Source organism: Helicobacter pylori (assembly GCA_008032955.1).
GTDB classification, from domain to species: Bacteria; Campylobacterota; Campylobacteria; order Campylobacterales; family Helicobacteraceae; genus Helicobacter; species Helicobacter pylori_DC.
Genome location: CP032046.1, coordinates 521,923 through 539,169, shown reverse-complemented (window position 1 = coordinate 539,169; position 17,247 = coordinate 521,923). Strand labels below are relative to the sequence as shown.

Below are 17,247 nucleotides of genomic sequence, written 5' to 3'. Positions count from 1 at the left end.
TGTATTTTAATTTTCTTCCCAAATGCTCGCCGCTTCTTTTAAACGCTCTTTGTCAAAATGCGTGTAAATCCTGCTCGTGTTCAAGCTCGCATGCCCTAGAGCTTCTTGAACTAAAATCAAATCATGGCGTTTTTGATAAAGCAAGGTCGCAAAAGAGTGCCTTAACATGTGTGCCCCATTTTTCTCTCGCCTGAGTCCTGCAAAATTGATGATACGCTCCACTTGCTTATACAAATAAGCTTGCGTTAAAGCCATGCCTTTTTGGTTGCAAAACAATAAATCGTTTTTAACAGGATACAATTCCCTTTCTATGAGCCATTCTTTTAAAAGGCTCTCAATGTGGAAAGCTTTGAGCATCACCGCCCTGTATTTATCGCCCTTGCCTTTAATCAAAATCGTATAACAGCCATTTTCTAAAGTGAAATCCTTTATTTTAAGCTGCAAGGCTTCATTAGAACGCATGCCTGTAAAAACGATGATTTTAATGAGCAGGCGGTTTCGTGCGCGCACTTTAGCGGACATTTCTATTTTATCAATGCTCTCTAAAAATTTTTCTAATTCTTCATTGTTTAAATGAGTAGGGAGCTTGTTGCCTGCGCTTTGATTCACTCCGCTGATGTTTTTAAGCGTGATATTATAGATATAAGATTTTTCATTTTTATCTTGATTTTGCTTGTCTATATAGCTAAAAAGCCCGAGTAGGGCGATCCGGTAATTTTTCTTGGTGGCTAAACTCAAACCCCCGGTATAAATACTTAAAAATTCAGCCAACATGACTTCGTCTATGCTTTTGAGCGATTTTAAAGAAAGTTTTTGAGCGTATTCGTAAAATTTGAGTAGGGGCAGTGCGTAGGTGTTAATCCCTAGCAATCCAGCATTACGAGCTTTTTTGCAAACTTTTTCTAATTGGCTTGAACTGATGGACGCATGATTGAATTCGTTCAAGCATTCAAAAACCTTGTTTTGGTCTTTCACTTGGGAATTAGACAGGCTCGTGCATTTGTAACGCAAAAAGCGCCCAATCCATAGCAAAAGATTTTCTACAGGGTCTTTTAATTCTTCTAGGGGGTGCTTCATTTAGGGTTTTTAAACTGATCTAAATCGTCATCATGCGGCGTATCATTGGGCGCTTTTTGCGTTATAAGCGCGTTCGCAATAAGTTTATGACTAACTACCTCACCTTGTTTTAAATCATCAGCAATTTGATTGATTTTAAGGTTCTGTGCCGAACCTATTTTATGTTGTTCTCTCTCTTCAATAACTTCTCTTTCTATGCTCTCTATCTTTTCAATATCAAAAACTTTAGGATAACCGCGCCACTGACTATGCTTAATAGATAATTTTATGTCATCTTCAAATGCCCCAGTAACAATATTAGGCATGCATGTCGCTTTTATTTGAACCTTATCAATTTCCTTAAAACTCATACCACAATTGCCACTAGGCTGTTTTGAAAAGAATGCAGCTGCCTTATTTTTTAAGCGTGTGAGAGATTGCGGTAATTGACTAGGCACTGAGAATGTAACATCTGCGAACTCAGCCCACACCTCATTAAAACCACCAGATAAAGCGCTCACCAATTCTACCTTATAAGTGTTTTCTTTATCATGAATAGCGTTTTTACAATAACAGATCGCCTCTTGATCAAACAATCTTGCCAATAACAACAAATAATTTCTTAAATTGAATGTCTTGCTTGGCTCGTTTTGAAATACAAAAAAACTTATTTCTTTGTTAGGCAAAATATCGTTTTCTATCTCTTCTTTCCAATAATCAATCGCTTGAATATAACCAAGAAAATCACGCTTTCCATCTAAAAAAGATTTTAGGCGTTGCGTTTCTTGCGCATAGTCGCTATAGGAGTATTTGTATCTAGTGATAAATCCTTGAGTAGACATGAAATCTTTCATTGTTGCTTTGCTCTTATCTGTTGTGAATTTATCCACAAAAGCTTTATTGAACGTTTTACAATTACAGAGTTTTCTATAAATGCCATCATTTTCTTTAAGGAAATCCCTAGTTAAAGAATCGCTTCTAGCTGCTTTTATAAGCGCTTTCTGCTCTTCATCAGTAAAATCCTTTGTAAAAACTCCTTTAAAAGGTCTAAACGCTGAGATAATCCCAAAAGGTAGTCCGCTCCTAATTTTCTCATACACTCTATTAAGTTTAGCGCCCTCAATTGCATAAACTTCAGCAGCATAAGCTTCAGTAGGGCTGTCCTTAATATTAGAGATTTCATCGCCAAGAAAAATCTTATCGTCCTCATCGCCAATGCCAAAAAAATCTGAAATATTTACACACAACTTATCGTCTATCACTCTAACTTTTTTATCATTTTCAAATTCTAAAAAATCATAATTTAATAACATCCAACACCTCTTTTAATTTATTTGTAAAAACAAAACCCTTAAAGGCTAATTTTAGCACCAAAACTAAAACCATTCCCAAATGATGAAAAAATGATTTTAGTCGTCCTCAAAAAGCACCCAATCCATAGCAAAAGATTTTCTACAGGGTCTTTTAACTTTTCTAGGGGGTGCTTCATTTAGGGTTTATTAATAGAGTTATAAAGCTCTTGTTTATTTTCAAAAAATAGAATTTCTAATTCTTTTTCCCTATGTTTCACTTTTATATGGTTATGCTCAAAGGCTTTAAGAATTAGTGGTGTTAAACCTTTTTTTTAAATTGATTTTCTTCTTTTGGGGAATAAAATAGATTATTGTTGTATTTTATGGGAACAAATTCAATCAAATATTGTTTGTCTTCTTCATTTAAATCATATTTAAATTCAAAAACAATACGATTGTAATATTTTTTATCATCACGATCAAATTCTGTTAATTTAAAATCTATATTAACACACTCGCAACCTATATGAACAGACAAATTATTATCATTACTAGTAAAAAAAGATGAAAAGCATAAGAAAAATTTTTGGGATACCTACTGTCTTTGAGATAATTCTTTAGGTTAGGATTGATATTATAAGAGCTGTCTTTGTTAAAAAATATAGATAACAAACCACTATCTAAAAGAGAGTTTTTGACAATAAAAATTTTTTTTGTTTTTGGTGCGATACTTTCATAGTAAAAAATTTTAGGTGCAAATAAATCAGTATTATTATTTTTTTTAGGATCAGATGAGACAATATAGCTTTCATTCTTTAAATATATCATTAAAAGTTCAATACTACCTACTAATTTTAATTTAGAAAAAAACGATTCGTTATTGTTTTCACTGCTAACAACAGGCATGAAACACTCATTCCAATTATCTGTGTTTTCTATAGTTTAATCCCTTTATTATTCCTTTCTCAAAAATCTATTTTAGTTATGAAAACTGCACTTTTCAAACTTTTAAATCAAACCATTATACCACGCTACGCCACTAAACTACAATACAAAATCCCAAAATAAAATCCTAAACAAGATTAACCCCCCCTTTTTTTAAATACCAATTTTTTTATCCCTTTGATTTGACAAAGCGAGCGATGCGTTCAATCCCCTTTTCAATCTGCTCTTCTGAGCATGCAAAAGACAAACGGACATAGCCTTCCAATCCAAAAGCCTTTCCAGGCACTAACGCCACGCCTTCTTTTTCTAATAATTCATGGCAAAATCGCATCGAATCCCCCCCACAAAGACTGCCAATATTAATAAACAGATAAAACGCCCCATCAGGTTTTAAAGCGTTCAGCCCTTCAATCGCATTGATTTTTGCGTGGGCCAAATTACAGCGCTTTTCAAAAGCCTGACGCATCGTTTCAATTTCCTTATCCACTAACCCCTCAAGCGCCACAATAGAAGCCATTTGCGTGATAGAATTGATATTGGAAGTGCATTGGCTTTGCAAGTTGTTCATCAATTTGACTAACTTTTTATCCTTGCTCGCCGCATAGCCCATACGCCAGCCTGTCATCGCCACTGACTTGCTCAAGCCATTAATGGTAATGGTGCGTTTGTTCATCTCTTCACTCACCGCCGCGCAAGAAACAAACTCCCCCTTATAGACAAGCTTTTCATAAATTTCATCGCTAAGCACCCAAATTGGAGTGTCTTTTAAAACTTCGCCCAAAGCCTCTAATTCCGCCTTACTATAAAGCATGCCGGTAGGGTTTGATGGGGTGGTGAGAATGAGCATTTTTGTTTTGGGGCTTAAGGCGTCTTTAAGCTGCTTGGGGGTGATTTTAAAATGGCTTTTTTCATCGGTTTGAATGAATTGACTCACCCCTCCGCTGTATTTCACAAGCTCAGGGTAAGTTACCCAAAAAGGCACAGGGATAATCACCTCATCGCCCTTTTCTATTAAGGCTTGAATCGCATTAAATAGGCTTTGCTTAGCGCCATTGCTCACTAAAATTTCACTCAGCTCATAATCCAAGTTGTTTTCTTTTTTCAATTTAAAAGCGATCGCTTTGAGTAATTCAGGAATCCCAGCCACTGGAGTGTATTTTGTAAAGCCGTCATTTAGGGCTTTTATAGCCGCATCTTTAATCGCTTGTGGGGTGTCAAAATCAGGCTCGCCCGCTGAAAAACTTAAAATATCTTTTCCTTGCGATTTCAATTCTTTAGCGAGTGTGCTGATAGCGATCGTTGCGGATTCTGAAAGGGATTGGACTTTAGAAGAATAGGGCATGCTTAATCCTTGTTAAATTTTTGGATTATCATAACATGATCAAAAAGATTTTAATTCTAATTTTCAAAAAACTTTTAAAAATGTTTCAAAAGAAAGCGACAGATTGTGTAAGAAAACTCTAATTGAAAATCCAATTAGAGAAAAACAAGCGTTTTAAATCAGAAATTGTAACGATACCCTACATAAAGGCTGTATTGACGGCGGTAAGTGAAGCTCAAGTTCCCATGGTTAAAATAATAAACATTGATAGTAGGAATCTTCACGCCAAAGTCAAATTCTTGATGCTGACCAATATGGGTGCGAATCCCTAAATTAAAAAGGAACTGGAAAATCGCCGGATCAAGGCTATAGGAGGTGTGCTTATAAGGGCTTTTAGTTTCCAAAAAGGCCCCTGTCGTATTACCCCAAGAGTTACCCGCGATTTGAGCCCCAAAAAAGAAACCAAAACTCGCATCTTCTTTATTAATGACATTGTATAAAGTGTCAATACCCACACCATAAGTGAACATGTCAGACAGATTGCCCATAGTCCCTACTTTGGTCGCGCATGGCTCATTGAGTTTGCACACCCCACCATTATCTGATGTCAAAGCGTTCGCTCCAAACACGGCATGCCCATAATCCATAAAGCCGTAATAGCGCGCACCAAACCATCTTTTCTCCCCGAAAAACTGCTTATAACCCACAGTAAGCCCTAAGCCTTGCATAACGGCGAGATAGTCGGTTTTACCCACAGGGAACTTAGGATAGTTAAATTCACTGCTCTTTGGGGGGTTTTTAACGCTTTGCGAAGCCTGACCGACTTGATAGCTAATCCCCAAATACCAAGCGTTTTTCTCGCCTTTCACTACTTTATACTCTTTTGGCTTTTCCAATTGCTTTTGCACTTCTGTGCTACCTTCTGCTGCCAAAAGACTATTACCTAACACTACCGATAAACAGAGCGTTTTAAACACTACAAACTTTTTCATACAACATTTTTCCTTCTAAAAGTCTACATTTCGTATAATAATAACATAATAATCTATAAAAAACCTAAATTCTTAAGAAAAACACCCCTAAAACTTAAAATTTTAAATTTTCTAAGGGGTTTTAGCGGTTTGGCTCTGCGATTTTTTCTGTTTTTGGGGGGATTTTGGGATAAACTTTAAGAAAAAAGGGTAATCCTTCTTTCTTTATAACTTTCAAGCGCTTGTTGCGCAATTTTTAGTATCCATCACTCAAACCTCTTTTCGCTAATCTTTTCTATCAGATCCACGCTTTTTACCGAAAGGGTGATGACCCTACAAAGGAGTTCAAAAATATATTTGCCGCCGGCGTAATGATTCGGGTTGTTTTCAATCAAGCTGTCTTTATCTTTAGTGATTGAATAGCGTTCGATCACCCAATCAATCGCGCTTTTGCCATTCACCACGTAGTCAAAGGCTTTTTTGGGGATTTGAGTGATGGTGATATGGTGGTTGTATGTGATGCGATCCCCTTTTTTATCTTTTTTCATTTGAACCACATCATAATAGCCCTCCACTTCGGCGTTCTCTAGCAGGTTATGTTTAACGCTATCGTGCATTTCCCCATTCTCATAGTTCAAATGCAATTCGGCTAATTCTTTGCCAAGGATAGAGAGTTCCTTAAAGTCTTCACTCAAAGCGATGCGCGGCGCTTCTTTGGCGAGGGAATTTTTGTATTTTTCCAAATAGCCTTTATGGTGGAAAATCGCATAAATGTAGTAAAAAATCTCTTCTTCAACGATAGAGTCATCTTTATAATGCCTCCTGAAGAGGTTGAGTGCATAACCGCTGATAGCGTCATGGCGATTCCCCAAATCGTCGTAATAATACAAGGGGTAAGCTTGATTGTGGTGCAATAAATCAAGACAAGGGATTTCTGATGAAATTAACGCTGAAAATGCCTTACCCACACCAGTATTGATCACCACATTGCGCGCGCTTTTGTCCGGGAAAATTTTTTTCATTGAATAAAAACTCCAAGCAAACTCTCGCTCGTAGTAAAAATATTGTTTGTTAAAAGGGCGATACAAACTAACAGAGATTTTTTCTTGCGAGAAATCATCAAGCTTTTTCCCTTTTATCAGTTGCGTTTTAAGATTTCGAACCCAAGCGATTTTCGTTTTATCGGTGGTGATTTCTTGAGAATTAAGGTGCTTGTAGCGATCGGCTGGTTTTTTGACGCCAGCCGTGCGTTGTTTGAAGGCTTCCCTGAAACGCTCATTGAAGCGCTTCAAATCAGCGTTATAAGTGTCAATGCAGTTTTGCACCGATTGCTTTAAAGCGTTTGGCGAAAAATTATACACCCAAGGATCACGACCGCTCGCCACTCCATTAGAATTGAGATCAAAAATACTATCATTTTTGAGCGTTTTATCTCTTTTCAAAGGGATGAGCTTTTCAAAATCGTCATTCCTTTGGTTGATCCAATCGCCTTTATCGTTGGGGACAATTTCCTTAAAAGGCACCGAATCCAGATTTTCAAAATTAGCGAGCGAGTTGAGTTTGGCTTCTCTTTTCAAATAGTCCTCCACTTCATAGTAAAAAATCGTATGATTAGGGGCGTCCTTATCTTTCACAAAAAAGATAATCGCTATCGTCGCCCTGGATCCGCTATCAAAGATTTTCCCTCCCTCTTTTTTAAAAGTCTCCCCTGAAGTCCTCGCATTCCCCCTTAAATTCAACACATAAAGATGCGAAAATTCTTTGGCCACGCATTTCCTAAACCCGTCCGCGCTTTTAGAGTCAATGAAACTCCCGTTCACCACAAAGCCTAGCACCCCTTTATCTTTTAAAAGATCGCTCGCCATGCGCATACTTTGAATGAGCACATCTCGTGTGGTTTTCCCCACTTTAGCGGTGGAATTTTTGCCGTAAGTTTCATAAACCCTTTTTTCCAGCTTAGGGTGGGTTAGGTTTTGGTTGTTGTCGTTTTCGCTTTTGGCGCCGGCTGAATAAGGCGGGTTGCCGATGATGACTCTAATGTTTTGCTTTTCCATAGTGTTTTTGATTTCTTGGTTTTCTTTCAAATCTTCAAAGCCAGGGATTACCCCCTTAGCGCTTTTCTCTTCTAAATAATCCAAGCTGTCCGTGAGCGCGATGTTTTTGAAATTTTTTAACGAGCTGTCCCTATTTTGCGCGGCTTGGGTGATATTGATTAAAGCGATATAATAAGATAAAAGCACGATGTCAAAAGCGAACAAACCTTTTTGAAATTTCTCTTTCAAGGCTTCATCGCTAATGAGATCATTTTCTTTAGAAAGCAACCGAGCGATAAAACTCCCGGTGCCGGTGAAGGGGTCAAAGATCGTGATGTTTTTATCGTTAAAATCCGTGTTGAAATGCTTTTTCAAAATGCCGTTAGTGGCCCTTAAAATGAAATCCACCACCTCTATAGGCGTATAAACGATCCCTAGTTTTTCGCTTTGCTTTCTAAAGGCTTCTTTAAAGAAAGTGTTGTAGAGGTTTTTAATGAGTTCTTGTTGGGTTTTTTGGCTTTTGGCGCACGCCGCTTCTGTTTTCACGCTTTCATAGAGGTTTTTAAGATCTTTAGTTTCTCCTTCTAGCCCTAGATCGGAGAGTTTTAAAACCATTTTATCCAGGGCTTTTGCGATAGGGTTTTGAATATTGTCCCCAAAAATCGCATCAAAAATGGGCTTAGTGATGACGTGAGAAATGATCATGTCCAAGGCTTCCTCTTCTTTGATGTTTTGGTGGATATTGCCTCTTAACGAAGTTAAAAAGTTGTCAAAAATTTCAGGGTTTTTGCCAAAAAGTTCTTTCAGGCGGTTATTCAAGGTTTTTGCGATATTGCCCGTTTTTTTGGCGAAATTTTCCCAATAATTCCTGTCCCCTAATTTAGTGGGCATGATGTTATACACGGCGTTCGCTAGATCTTGCAGCAAGATAGCGTCAAAAAGGGTTTTTTGGGCTTGTTTGGGATCGTTTTGATGTTGGGTTTTATCTTTTTGTAACTCTTCCTCATCGTCTGGATTGCTTGCATCATCGCTCCCAAAGATTTTGATTTTTTCTTTGAAAGTGGCTTCATCAACCAAACTAGAATCATGGCTTCTTAAGGCTTTTAGCACTTTCCAAATGTTTTGGAAATTGGTGTTTTTGACGGCTTCATCTAAGTTTTTAATTTCACTCTCTCTTAAAGCGATAGGCAAAATGATATAGCCTCTTTTCTTGTTTTTGGCTTTTCGCATCACCCTACCCACCGCTTGGATAATATCCACCATAGCGCTCTTGCCATCAAAAAAGATAACGCTATCAAGCACTGGGACATCCACCCCTTCGCTCAAACACCTAGGTTACTCAAAACCTTACAAGTGTTGGGTTTAAATTGGTTCAAGTTTTCTAATTTGTCAAGCCTCTCCTTACAATTCATGGTGCCATCAACATGATCGATTGTGATTTGTAGGTTTTTAAAACTCTTTTTCTTCAGCTCTTCATCATAGCATTCCATGATCGTTTCAAAGGAGTCTTTGATATTTTTACTCGTTTGTATGCTTTTACAAAAGCTTATGGCTCTTTGAGAAACAAAGGTGTCTGCTTTGTTTTTCAAGTCGTTGTCTTCTTTGTTTTCATCGTCTAAAGCGATCACATCCTGCTTGGCTAACCCTTTATGCGTGCCAACGATCTTACACACAAATTCGTTATTGATGAGCTTTTTATCCAATTTAGTGCCTTTGGCTTCAAGCTGGCTGATCTTTTTATTCACGCTGTTAGTAACGCCGCTTAAATTTTCTGAACGCACCGCTAAAATGATGACTTTGTAATCGGTTAAGAGATCTAAAGCGATCGCTCTTTCAAAATTGAGCGTATAAATTTCTTCGCCAAAAACCTCCGCATCGTCCATGGAATAGATAACATTATCTTTCTCTTTGGCTTTAGCTTTAGAACTTTCGCTATACACTTTAGGCGTGGCGGTCATGTAAAGGCGTTTTGTAGCTTTGATATTTTCATCGCTATGGCAAAGCGTGAAAGCGTTTTTATCGTCCCTTTCATTCGTGGAATACATAGCCCCTACCGTTCTGTGGGCTTCATCGCAAATGATGAGATCGATTCCATTCAAACCCGCTTCTTGCGCTTCTTTAATACGCAACGCGCTTTGGTAAGTGGAAAAGATAATGAAGCGCTTGTTTTCTTTTTGCGCTTTTTCATAAGTGCTTAAAATGTCTTCCAGGCGAGTGGAGGGCTTTATAGGGAGCTCAGAAAATTTAATATCGTCATTGTCTTCATTCTTACTCTTATTTTTCTTACTTTGCCCGGTTTTATCATCGCTGCACACGATAGAAGCGTAAAAAGGCTCGCTTTTTTCTTGCGCGTATTCTCTAAAAGTTTGAGAAAGCAAGGCGATGCTGGGCGCTAGAAAAAGCGTGATCTTGGGATCTAAAGCTTCCATGATTTTTAAAGAAGTGTAGGTTTTGCCGGTCCCGCATGCCATAATGAGCTTGCCTCTAGCGTTTTTAGGGTCAGAAAAATACTTTTTGGTGGCGTTTATCGCTTCTGTTTGGTGAGGGCGCGGCCTTTTCTTATCGCATAAGGGGATTTCGTCTTCGGTTTTTGTGGGATCAAACTTTTCCCAATCAATGCGAGAATAAATGAAATCCTCTTCAGTGATTTCATCAATGTCAATCCCCATTCCTGTGCTTCTGATTTGCTCAATTGCTTTAAGGGCTTCAGAGGTTAAATTAGAAGTAGAGATGATGATCCCTTTTTTAAACCTGACCTCCCCCACCCCGCTTAGCAATTGAGTTAAAAAAGGTGAAATGTCGTTATATGAGATACTGTTTTGATGGAATTTGCATTGCACGGCGATGTGTTCTTTGTTTGAGGTCGTAATGACTATATCAATCCCCTTATCGCACTCCTTCCCCCTTAATTCCCAATCATACCAAAGATCAATAGACTCGTATTCGTTAGCGCTGTCATGCTCTTGTAAAAATTGCTTAGAAATTTTTTCAAACAAGCTCCCTTTATGGCGTTGGTTGGGTATGGCATGAAGTTTTTCTTTGATGAGTTCGTAGGTGCTGATTTCTTGCATTTTTCATTCCTTATAGTGGCGTTATAAAGTTTTACATTATATAAAAAGATGTTGGAAAGTGGGGTTAAAAAGGCTTTTTATTCAGCGCTTTTTAAAGCTTTAGCGATGAGTTCTAAAGGGTGTGAAAATGGTGGGGTGTTAGGGTCATCTAAAGACTTTAGAGCGTTGTTTAATTGCATGTGGCATGCCCCACATTCTGCGCTCAAAATTCTAGCTTGAGTGTTTATGATTTCTTTAGCCCTAAGAAGCCCCACTTTTAAAGAAAACTCCGCCTTTTCGGTTTGCATCGTAATCCCCCCAAAACCGCAGCAATTGTCCGGCATTTCTTTAATTTCATAATGCACATTGAGCAAGCTATGCACTTCTTTATGAGCGTTTAGGGTTTTTTTGGCATGGCAAGGGTTATGATAGGTGATAGTCTCTTTTTTTCCCTTATGGATTTTTTCTAAAAGACTTTTTAAAGGGGTGTGTTTCTCTAAAAACACGCTCGCCAGATAGATTTTAGGCGTGATTTTTTCCAAGCGCTTCACATACAAATCCTTATCTTTTTCGCCCAAAAACACCTTGTAATAATCGTTGATGAGCATGCTAGCGCATGTGGCTTCAGGCACAATGATCGCATCCACTTTATCTAAATAGCTTTCAAACCATTCTATGTTTTTTTTCACTAAAAAAAGCGTGGTGTCTTTATCGCCGGTAAAATACGCAGGCGCTGAGCAGCATTCTTGCTTAGGGATGATCGCTTGAATGTTGAGTTTTTCTAAAATATACAACAAGCTTTCCCCCACTTGCTGGTAATGGTAATTGCTCAAGCACCCTATAAAAATCGCCACTTTTTGAATGGGGTTTTCTAAAGGCTTAACCTCTGCATGCTTTTGTAAAAAACTTTTTTGATTTAAGGGAGGCAGAGCGCTTTTTTTGAAGCGTTTGAACAAGCCTTTAAACACCGCCCTAGGCTCTAAATTATCCCCCACTTGCTTGAAAACGCAAGGGGCTAAAAAATGCGCCACCGAAAACACCCTATCCATTTTTTTGCGGTTTTTTAAAAGGGAAAAATAGGATTTTTTATACCAAGCGATGCCATGCTTTTGAGCGATTTTTTCTCTGGCTTTTTCTATTAAAGTGTCTATGGGCAAATGAAAGGGGCAGGTTTCAACGCAAGCGGTGCATAAAAAACAAGTTTCTAAAAGGTGTTTTAAATTTGCGTCTAATTGGAGCTTGTTTTGAGCGTTTAGGCGCATCAAATCTAAAAAACCTCTAGGCGAAGTCGTCTCGTCTTTATGAATGCGGTATATGGTGCAACCTGGCACGCATTTAGCGCATTTAACGCAAGCGTCCCCTACTTCTTCAAAAATATTTTCATTAATATTTTCATTCATAGCGTTTTACTGAAATGTTTTTCGCCCCCACGCAAATACGCGTCAAACTCCATAGCCATGTTTCTTACGAGCATGCCCCCCGTTCTAGTCATCTCAAAGCCATTAGGGTTAAAAACAAGCAAGCCCGCTTCTTCATAAGGCTTTAATTTTTCTAATTCTTTTTTAAAATGCGCTTTAAAATCAACAGAAAATTTTTCTTCAATCTTAGAGTAATCCAATTTTAAATTACTCATCATTTGCATGATCACTTCTTTTCTCAACACATCTTCTTGACTGAGCGCTACACCCCTTTCTACCGGTAAATGCCCCAAATCAAGGGCTTTTTCATACTGGTGCAAATCTTTATAATTTTGCGTGTAATAATCGCTCCCTTCGCCAATGCTCGTAACGCCAATGCCAATGGTTTGAGTGAATTTTTTCGTGGTATAGCCTTGAAAATTACGCCGCAATTCTGCTTTTTGAAGGGCTAGATACAATTCATTATCGCTTTTAGCGAAATGATCCATGCCTATCATTTGGTAGTTGGCTTTTTCTAAAAAACTAATAAGAGCCTCTAAAATCTCTAGTTTGTCTCTAGGGCTTGGCAATAAGGTTTCATCAATTTTACGCATCGTTTTTTTCACCCAAGGCACATGCGCGTAATTAAACACCGCTAATCGGTCCGGATCCAGTTTCAAAACCCATTCCAAAGTTTTTAAAAAACCCTCTTTAGTCTGGTTGGGTAAGCCATAAATCAAATCAAAATTAATGGATTTGATGCCGTAATCTCTAGCGAGCTTCACGGATTCTTGAACCATTTCAAAAGGTTGGATCCTGTGAATGGCTTTTTGGACTTCAAAATCAAAATCCTGCACCCCAAAACTCAAGCGGTTGAACCCCCTATCAAACAAGGTTTGCATGTGTTCTTTAGTGAAATGCCTAGGGTCAATCTCACAACTCATTTCAATATCTTGGCTGAAATTGGGGAAAACTTCTTGAATGCTTTGCGTGATCTCATCTAATTGAATGGGCGAAAAAAAGGTCGGCGTGCCGCCTCCATAGTGGAATTGCGCCACTTCTCTGTTAGTGTCCATCGCGTTTTTTAAAAGGGCGAGTTCTTTTTTAAGGTAGCTGATATAGCGGACTTTTTTCTCTTCTAAGCTGGTGTAAATGACTGAACATGCGCAAAAATAACATGCGCTCCTACAAAAGGGTAAATGCGTATAAAGCGATAAAGGCATGGGGTTTTTGAGATTGTCATGGTTAAAAAATGCTGTTTTCAAGCTCTCTTCATTAAAATTTTCTTTAAACTCCACCGCTGTGGGGTAGCTGGTGTATCGTGGGCCGGGCTTGGAATATTGTGAAAATTTTTCAAAATCAATGGTTTGCATTAAAAATTTTCCTCATCGCTATTGTCAAAATTTTCAAAATTATTTTCATTAAAAGGGGGCTGTTTGAACATGTTGTCAAAATTAAAGAATAAATTCGGGTGTTCTTTTTTGATTTGTTTGACAAAATTTAAGGTGTTGATATTGGGCAAATTCCCATCTTTTTGGCGTAAATTTTCCAATAATTGCAAAGAAACTTCGCGCACGTCTTCAAAATCAATCGGCGCTTGGGTGATAATATCCCTTTCTAATTCCGCCCTGAGCCTAGCTTCAAAAGCCTTTCTGGCGTTTTCTGCCAAAAGAGAGATCACATTGTCCGGCACCAAAACATAATTTTTATCTTCTTCATCAGAAATAAAGTAAGCTTCATTTTTTTTGAACGCCCCTTTTTCTAATTCTAAAAGCATTTCATTAGCGCTGATTTTTTTAAGGAAGGCTCTGTTTTTTTGGGTAGTTAGGCTATGGATAAGTTTTTGTGATTTGGTTTTAGAAACTCGTTTTTTAGGTAATTTTTCCATTTATATCCTTTTTAAGCTGATTGTATCCAATTTCGTTTAATTCTCATTATAAATCGTTTTTAAATACTCTATTTTTGAAGTCAAATTGAGTAATACCATATCGGCTAACACCAATGAAAGCAAACTCTCGCACACCACACTCCCTCTAATCGCAATGCAAGGATCATGCCTGCCTTTCAACAAGCATTCGCATTCGTTATTATTAATGTCTATGGTTTGTTGAGGTTGGAAAATGCTTGGCGTGGGTTTGAAATGCACTCTAACAATGATCTCTTCCCCATTGCTCATGCCCCCTAAAACCCCCCGCTATGATTGCTCAAAAACCCTTTTTGATTCATTAAATCGTTATACTCTGAGCCTTTTAGTAAAGAGCTTTCTACCCCCTTGCCTATTTCAACCGCTTTCACCCCGTTAAGCCCCATCATCGCTTCAGCGATTTTAGCGTCTAATTTAGCGTATAGCCCTTGACCTAAGCCAATGGGGAGTTTTTGATTTCTTTTCACGCTTCTTGCTCTAATCAAAGCCACGCCCCCTATGCTGTCGTGGTTTTTGATAGCGTTTTGAATGGCTGTTTTTTGCGCTTCTTCTTGTTTTTCATCTAGGGCAAAAATCTCGCTTTTTAAGGCGTGATTAAAATCGTAATTTTTGGCTTCAATACCCCCAATTTTAATAATCCCGCTTTCACAAACAATACCGATTTCTCTTAAAAGCATTTTAGCAAACGCCCCAGCAGCCACTCTTATAGCGCTCTCTCTGGCCGAACTCCTCCCCCCACCCCTAAAATCTCTGATGCCGTATTTATGAAAATAAGTGAAATCCGCATGGCTAGGCCTAAAAAGGTTTTTAATATTATCATAATCCTTGCTCCTAGCCCTTTGGTTGTGGATTAAAAACCCTATGGGCGTCCCTGTGCTAAAACCTTCAAAAACCCCGCTTGTTATTTCCACTTTATCGTCTTCTTTTCGTGGTGTAATGAAAACATTCCTCCCCCCTTGGCGGCGCTTCATTTCATTTTCTAATAGTGCATAGTCTATTTTAATCCCGCTAGGCATGCCGTCTAATACCCCCCTATCACATCCCCATGCGATTCCCCAAAAGTCGTGAGTCTTAAAAAACGCCCCAAAGTGTTCATTTTGCTTCCTTAAGTTTTTGAAGCGCTTGATAAGCGCATTGCTGTTCGGCTTCTTTTTTGCTTTTGCCTTTAGCGGTCGCGTATATTTTATCTTGAATGTATAGAGCCATTTCAAATTCTTTATGGTGATCGGGGCCTTTTTCTTTGAGCAATTGGTAAGTGGGGATCACGCAAAATTGCGCTTGGGTTAATTCCTGTAAAGCGGTTTTATAGTCCATAAACAAATGCTCCAAATCCAAACGCTTGTAAGCGCGATTGAGTAAATTTTGTATGATTTTTTGCACCTTAGCTAACCCCGCTTCTAAATACACCCCAGCCATTAAAGCCTCAAAAGCGCTTGATAAAATAGAGGGTTTTTCTCTCCCATTAGAAATTTCTTCAGAAGAAGAGATGCGCAAATAATCCTGCAAAGCAATCGCTTTCGCTAATTTAGTAAAACCATGCGCGCTCACAATAGAAGCCCTTAATTTAGAGAGTTTTCCCTCATCGTATTGATAGAATTTATGGTATAGCAACTCCCCTATCACCAAACCCAACACCGCATCGCCCAAAAATTCCAAGCGCTCATTGTTTAAAGCGAGCTTGCATGATTTATGCGTTAAGGCTTGCTCCAATAAACGCTTGTCTTTGAAAGAATACCCCAAAGCTTTTTCTAGCGTTGCATAAGAGCTATTCGTTATATAAGGGCTATTTTGAGAGCGTTTGTTTTTCATCGTTTTTCCCCTTAAGTGGTCGTTTTAGTGCGTTTTTGCGCCTCTAATTTAGCGAGACTATCGCATCGTTCATTCTCGGCATGCCCATTATGCCCCTTGATCCAAACAGCCACAATCAAATGCCCTTTAGAGACTTCTAAAAATTCTTTCCATAAATCCACATTTTTAACTTTAGAAAAATTCTTTTTTTGCCAGTTAGCTAGCCACACATTGATCGCTTGGCACACGTATTGCGAATCGCTATAAAGCGTGATATGGCATGGGCGTTTCAAGATTTTTAACGCTTCATTGAGCGCTTTTAATTCCATGCGGTTATTCGTGGTGAATGATTCGCCTCCACTGATGATTTTTTCTTTATCTTTATAGCGTAAAATCGCCGCATAACCGCCTGGCCCAGGATTGCCTAAAGAAGATCCATCGCAAAAAATTTCAATCTCTTGCATCCAATCCACTCCCATAGCTTTCTTTAGAAATTTTAAGCACTATATCCATAAACGCTAACTGGTAACACACAGGACACCTATGGCTTTCAAAAGGAAAGATTTGTTTGCAATGCTTGCAGCGGTATTCAAAAGTCAGACTCGCTTTTATAGGGCTATTCAATAAAGCGCGTAAAACCTCTAATTCAAAAACTTGGCAAGGTTTGTTGTCCAAAAGCAACCCTTGAGATCGCGCGATGTCTTGTAAAACGGCATGTTTTTCTAAAATAAAAGCAGGGATATTCATATCCCATAAAAGATCGATCACATTTTCTAGCCGTTCGGTTGTATCAATCTCTTGCCAAAAAAGCTTTTCATCATAAGATTTTAAATAATTTAAAGCGATTTTTTTCAAATCTAACGACGCTTTTGAAACATGCAAGATTTTAGCCGCATCTTCCTTATTCTCTATTAAATGCATGAGATAAAGGTAATTTTTAATCGTTTCAATTTCAACCACTTCTAATTCTTCCAAACATTCCAAAGTCTCTAAAGCCTTTGAATAATCTTTTTCTAATTCATACGCATGCAAAAGTTTCAATAACGCTTCCACATTCCTTGGGGAAAAGCGCAAAATTTCTTTCACGGTGTCTTTTGTTTTTTGCAAATACCCCACACTAAAATAATTTTCAGCTAATAAATCTAAAACAGCGATTTTTTCTTCATCTTTTAAGGAGCGATTCAAAAGCCCTTTTAAGATTTCAATACTCATTTCTATGTCAGCTTTAGAATACGCTCTGGCTAAAAACATCAAACTAGAAATTTTAGCATGCTTTAAAAGCTCGTCTAAATTCTCATTGCTCGCATAGGCGTTTTGATTTTGGGCGAATTTTTGTAAAAATTTTTTGTTTTTCTTTTGGGTGAAATACGCCCTAGCCTGTTCTAATAAAATCACAAGAGCGATAATGAAAGTGAATAAAGCGATAGAAAATAAAGAATCTTTATAGAGAAAATTGAAATGTTGCACAAT

At 38.1% G+C, this 17,247-nt stretch carries 10 protein-coding genes and 3 pseudogenes; all 13 read right to left on the bottom strand.

From position 1 onward, the window contains the following. Nucleotides 1-6: 6 nt before the first annotated feature. The gene (locus D2C72_02575; GenBank protein QEF43300.1) at nucleotides 7-1,077 is read right to left on the bottom strand and encodes an integrase; all 1,071 of its coding nucleotides are present in this window, start codon (nucleotides 1,075-1,077) and stop codon (nucleotides 7-9) included. Further along, nucleotides 1,074-2,369 (bottom strand): hypothetical protein, encoded by a 1,296-nt coding sequence (locus D2C72_02570; protein ID QEF43299.1) that lies wholly within the window; start codon nucleotides 2,367-2,369, stop codon nucleotides 1,074-1,076. The genes D2C72_02575 and D2C72_02570 overlap by 4 nt, the downstream gene beginning before the upstream one ends. A gap of 176 nt (nucleotides 2,370-2,545) precedes the next feature. Continuing rightward, a pseudogene (locus tag D2C72_02565) lies at nucleotides 2,546-3,287 on the bottom strand (hypothetical protein). A 175-nt stretch (nucleotides 3,288-3,462) separates the two neighbouring features. Further along, complete coding sequence (locus tag D2C72_02560; GenBank protein QEF43298.1) at nucleotides 3,463-4,635, bottom strand: pyridoxal phosphate-dependent aminotransferase; 1,173 nt, start codon at nucleotides 4,633-4,635, stop codon at nucleotides 3,463-3,465. 158 nt (nucleotides 4,636-4,793) lie between these two features. Then, the gene (locus D2C72_02555; GenBank protein ID QEF43297.1) at nucleotides 4,794-5,606 is read right to left on the bottom strand and encodes an outer membrane protein; all 813 of its coding nucleotides are present in this window, start codon (nucleotides 5,604-5,606) and stop codon (nucleotides 4,794-4,796) included. A 245-nt stretch (nucleotides 5,607-5,851) separates the two neighbouring features. After that, nucleotides 5,852-10,689, bottom strand: a pseudogene (locus tag D2C72_02550) (restriction endonuclease). A gap of 77 nt (nucleotides 10,690-10,766) precedes the next feature. Continuing rightward, entirely contained in the window at nucleotides 10,767-12,068 is a 1,302-nt protein-coding gene (locus D2C72_02545; GenBank protein ID QEF43296.1) for a (Fe-S)-binding protein, read from the bottom strand. Continuing rightward, complete coding sequence (hemN, locus tag D2C72_02540; GenBank protein QEF43295.1) at nucleotides 12,065-13,438, bottom strand: oxygen-independent coproporphyrinogen III oxidase; 1,374 nt, start codon at nucleotides 13,436-13,438, stop codon at nucleotides 12,065-12,067. Before hemN ends, D2C72_02545 begins: the two co-directional genes overlap by 4 nt. After that, on the bottom strand, nucleotides 13,438-13,953 hold the full coding sequence (locus tag D2C72_02535) for a DUF2603 domain-containing protein (GenBank protein QEF43294.1): 516 nt from the start codon (nucleotides 13,951-13,953) through the stop codon (nucleotides 13,438-13,440). Before D2C72_02535 ends, hemN begins: the two co-directional genes overlap by 1 nt. A gap of 36 nt (nucleotides 13,954-13,989) precedes the next feature. After that, nucleotides 13,990-15,085, bottom strand: a pseudogene (locus tag D2C72_02530) (chorismate synthase). Continuing rightward, nucleotides 15,082-15,798: a ribonuclease III gene (locus tag D2C72_02525; protein QEF43293.1), complete on the bottom strand. Its 717-nt coding sequence runs from the start codon at nucleotides 15,796-15,798 to the stop codon at nucleotides 15,082-15,084. The pseudogene D2C72_02530 and the gene D2C72_02525 overlap by 4 nt, the downstream one beginning before the upstream one ends. Nucleotides 15,799-15,809: 11 nt before the next feature. Next, complete coding sequence (locus tag D2C72_02520; protein ID QEF44169.1) at nucleotides 15,810-16,241, bottom strand: ribonuclease HI; 432 nt, start codon at nucleotides 16,239-16,241, stop codon at nucleotides 15,810-15,812. Next, nucleotides 16,228-17,244 carry a hypothetical protein gene (locus D2C72_02515; GenBank protein ID QEF43292.1) on the bottom strand — a complete coding sequence of 339 codons (1,017 nt, stop codon included), beginning with the start codon at nucleotides 17,242-17,244 and terminating at the stop codon, nucleotides 16,228-16,230. Before D2C72_02515 ends, D2C72_02520 begins: the two co-directional genes overlap by 14 nt. Between the last annotated feature and the right edge of the window lie 3 nt (nucleotides 17,245-17,247).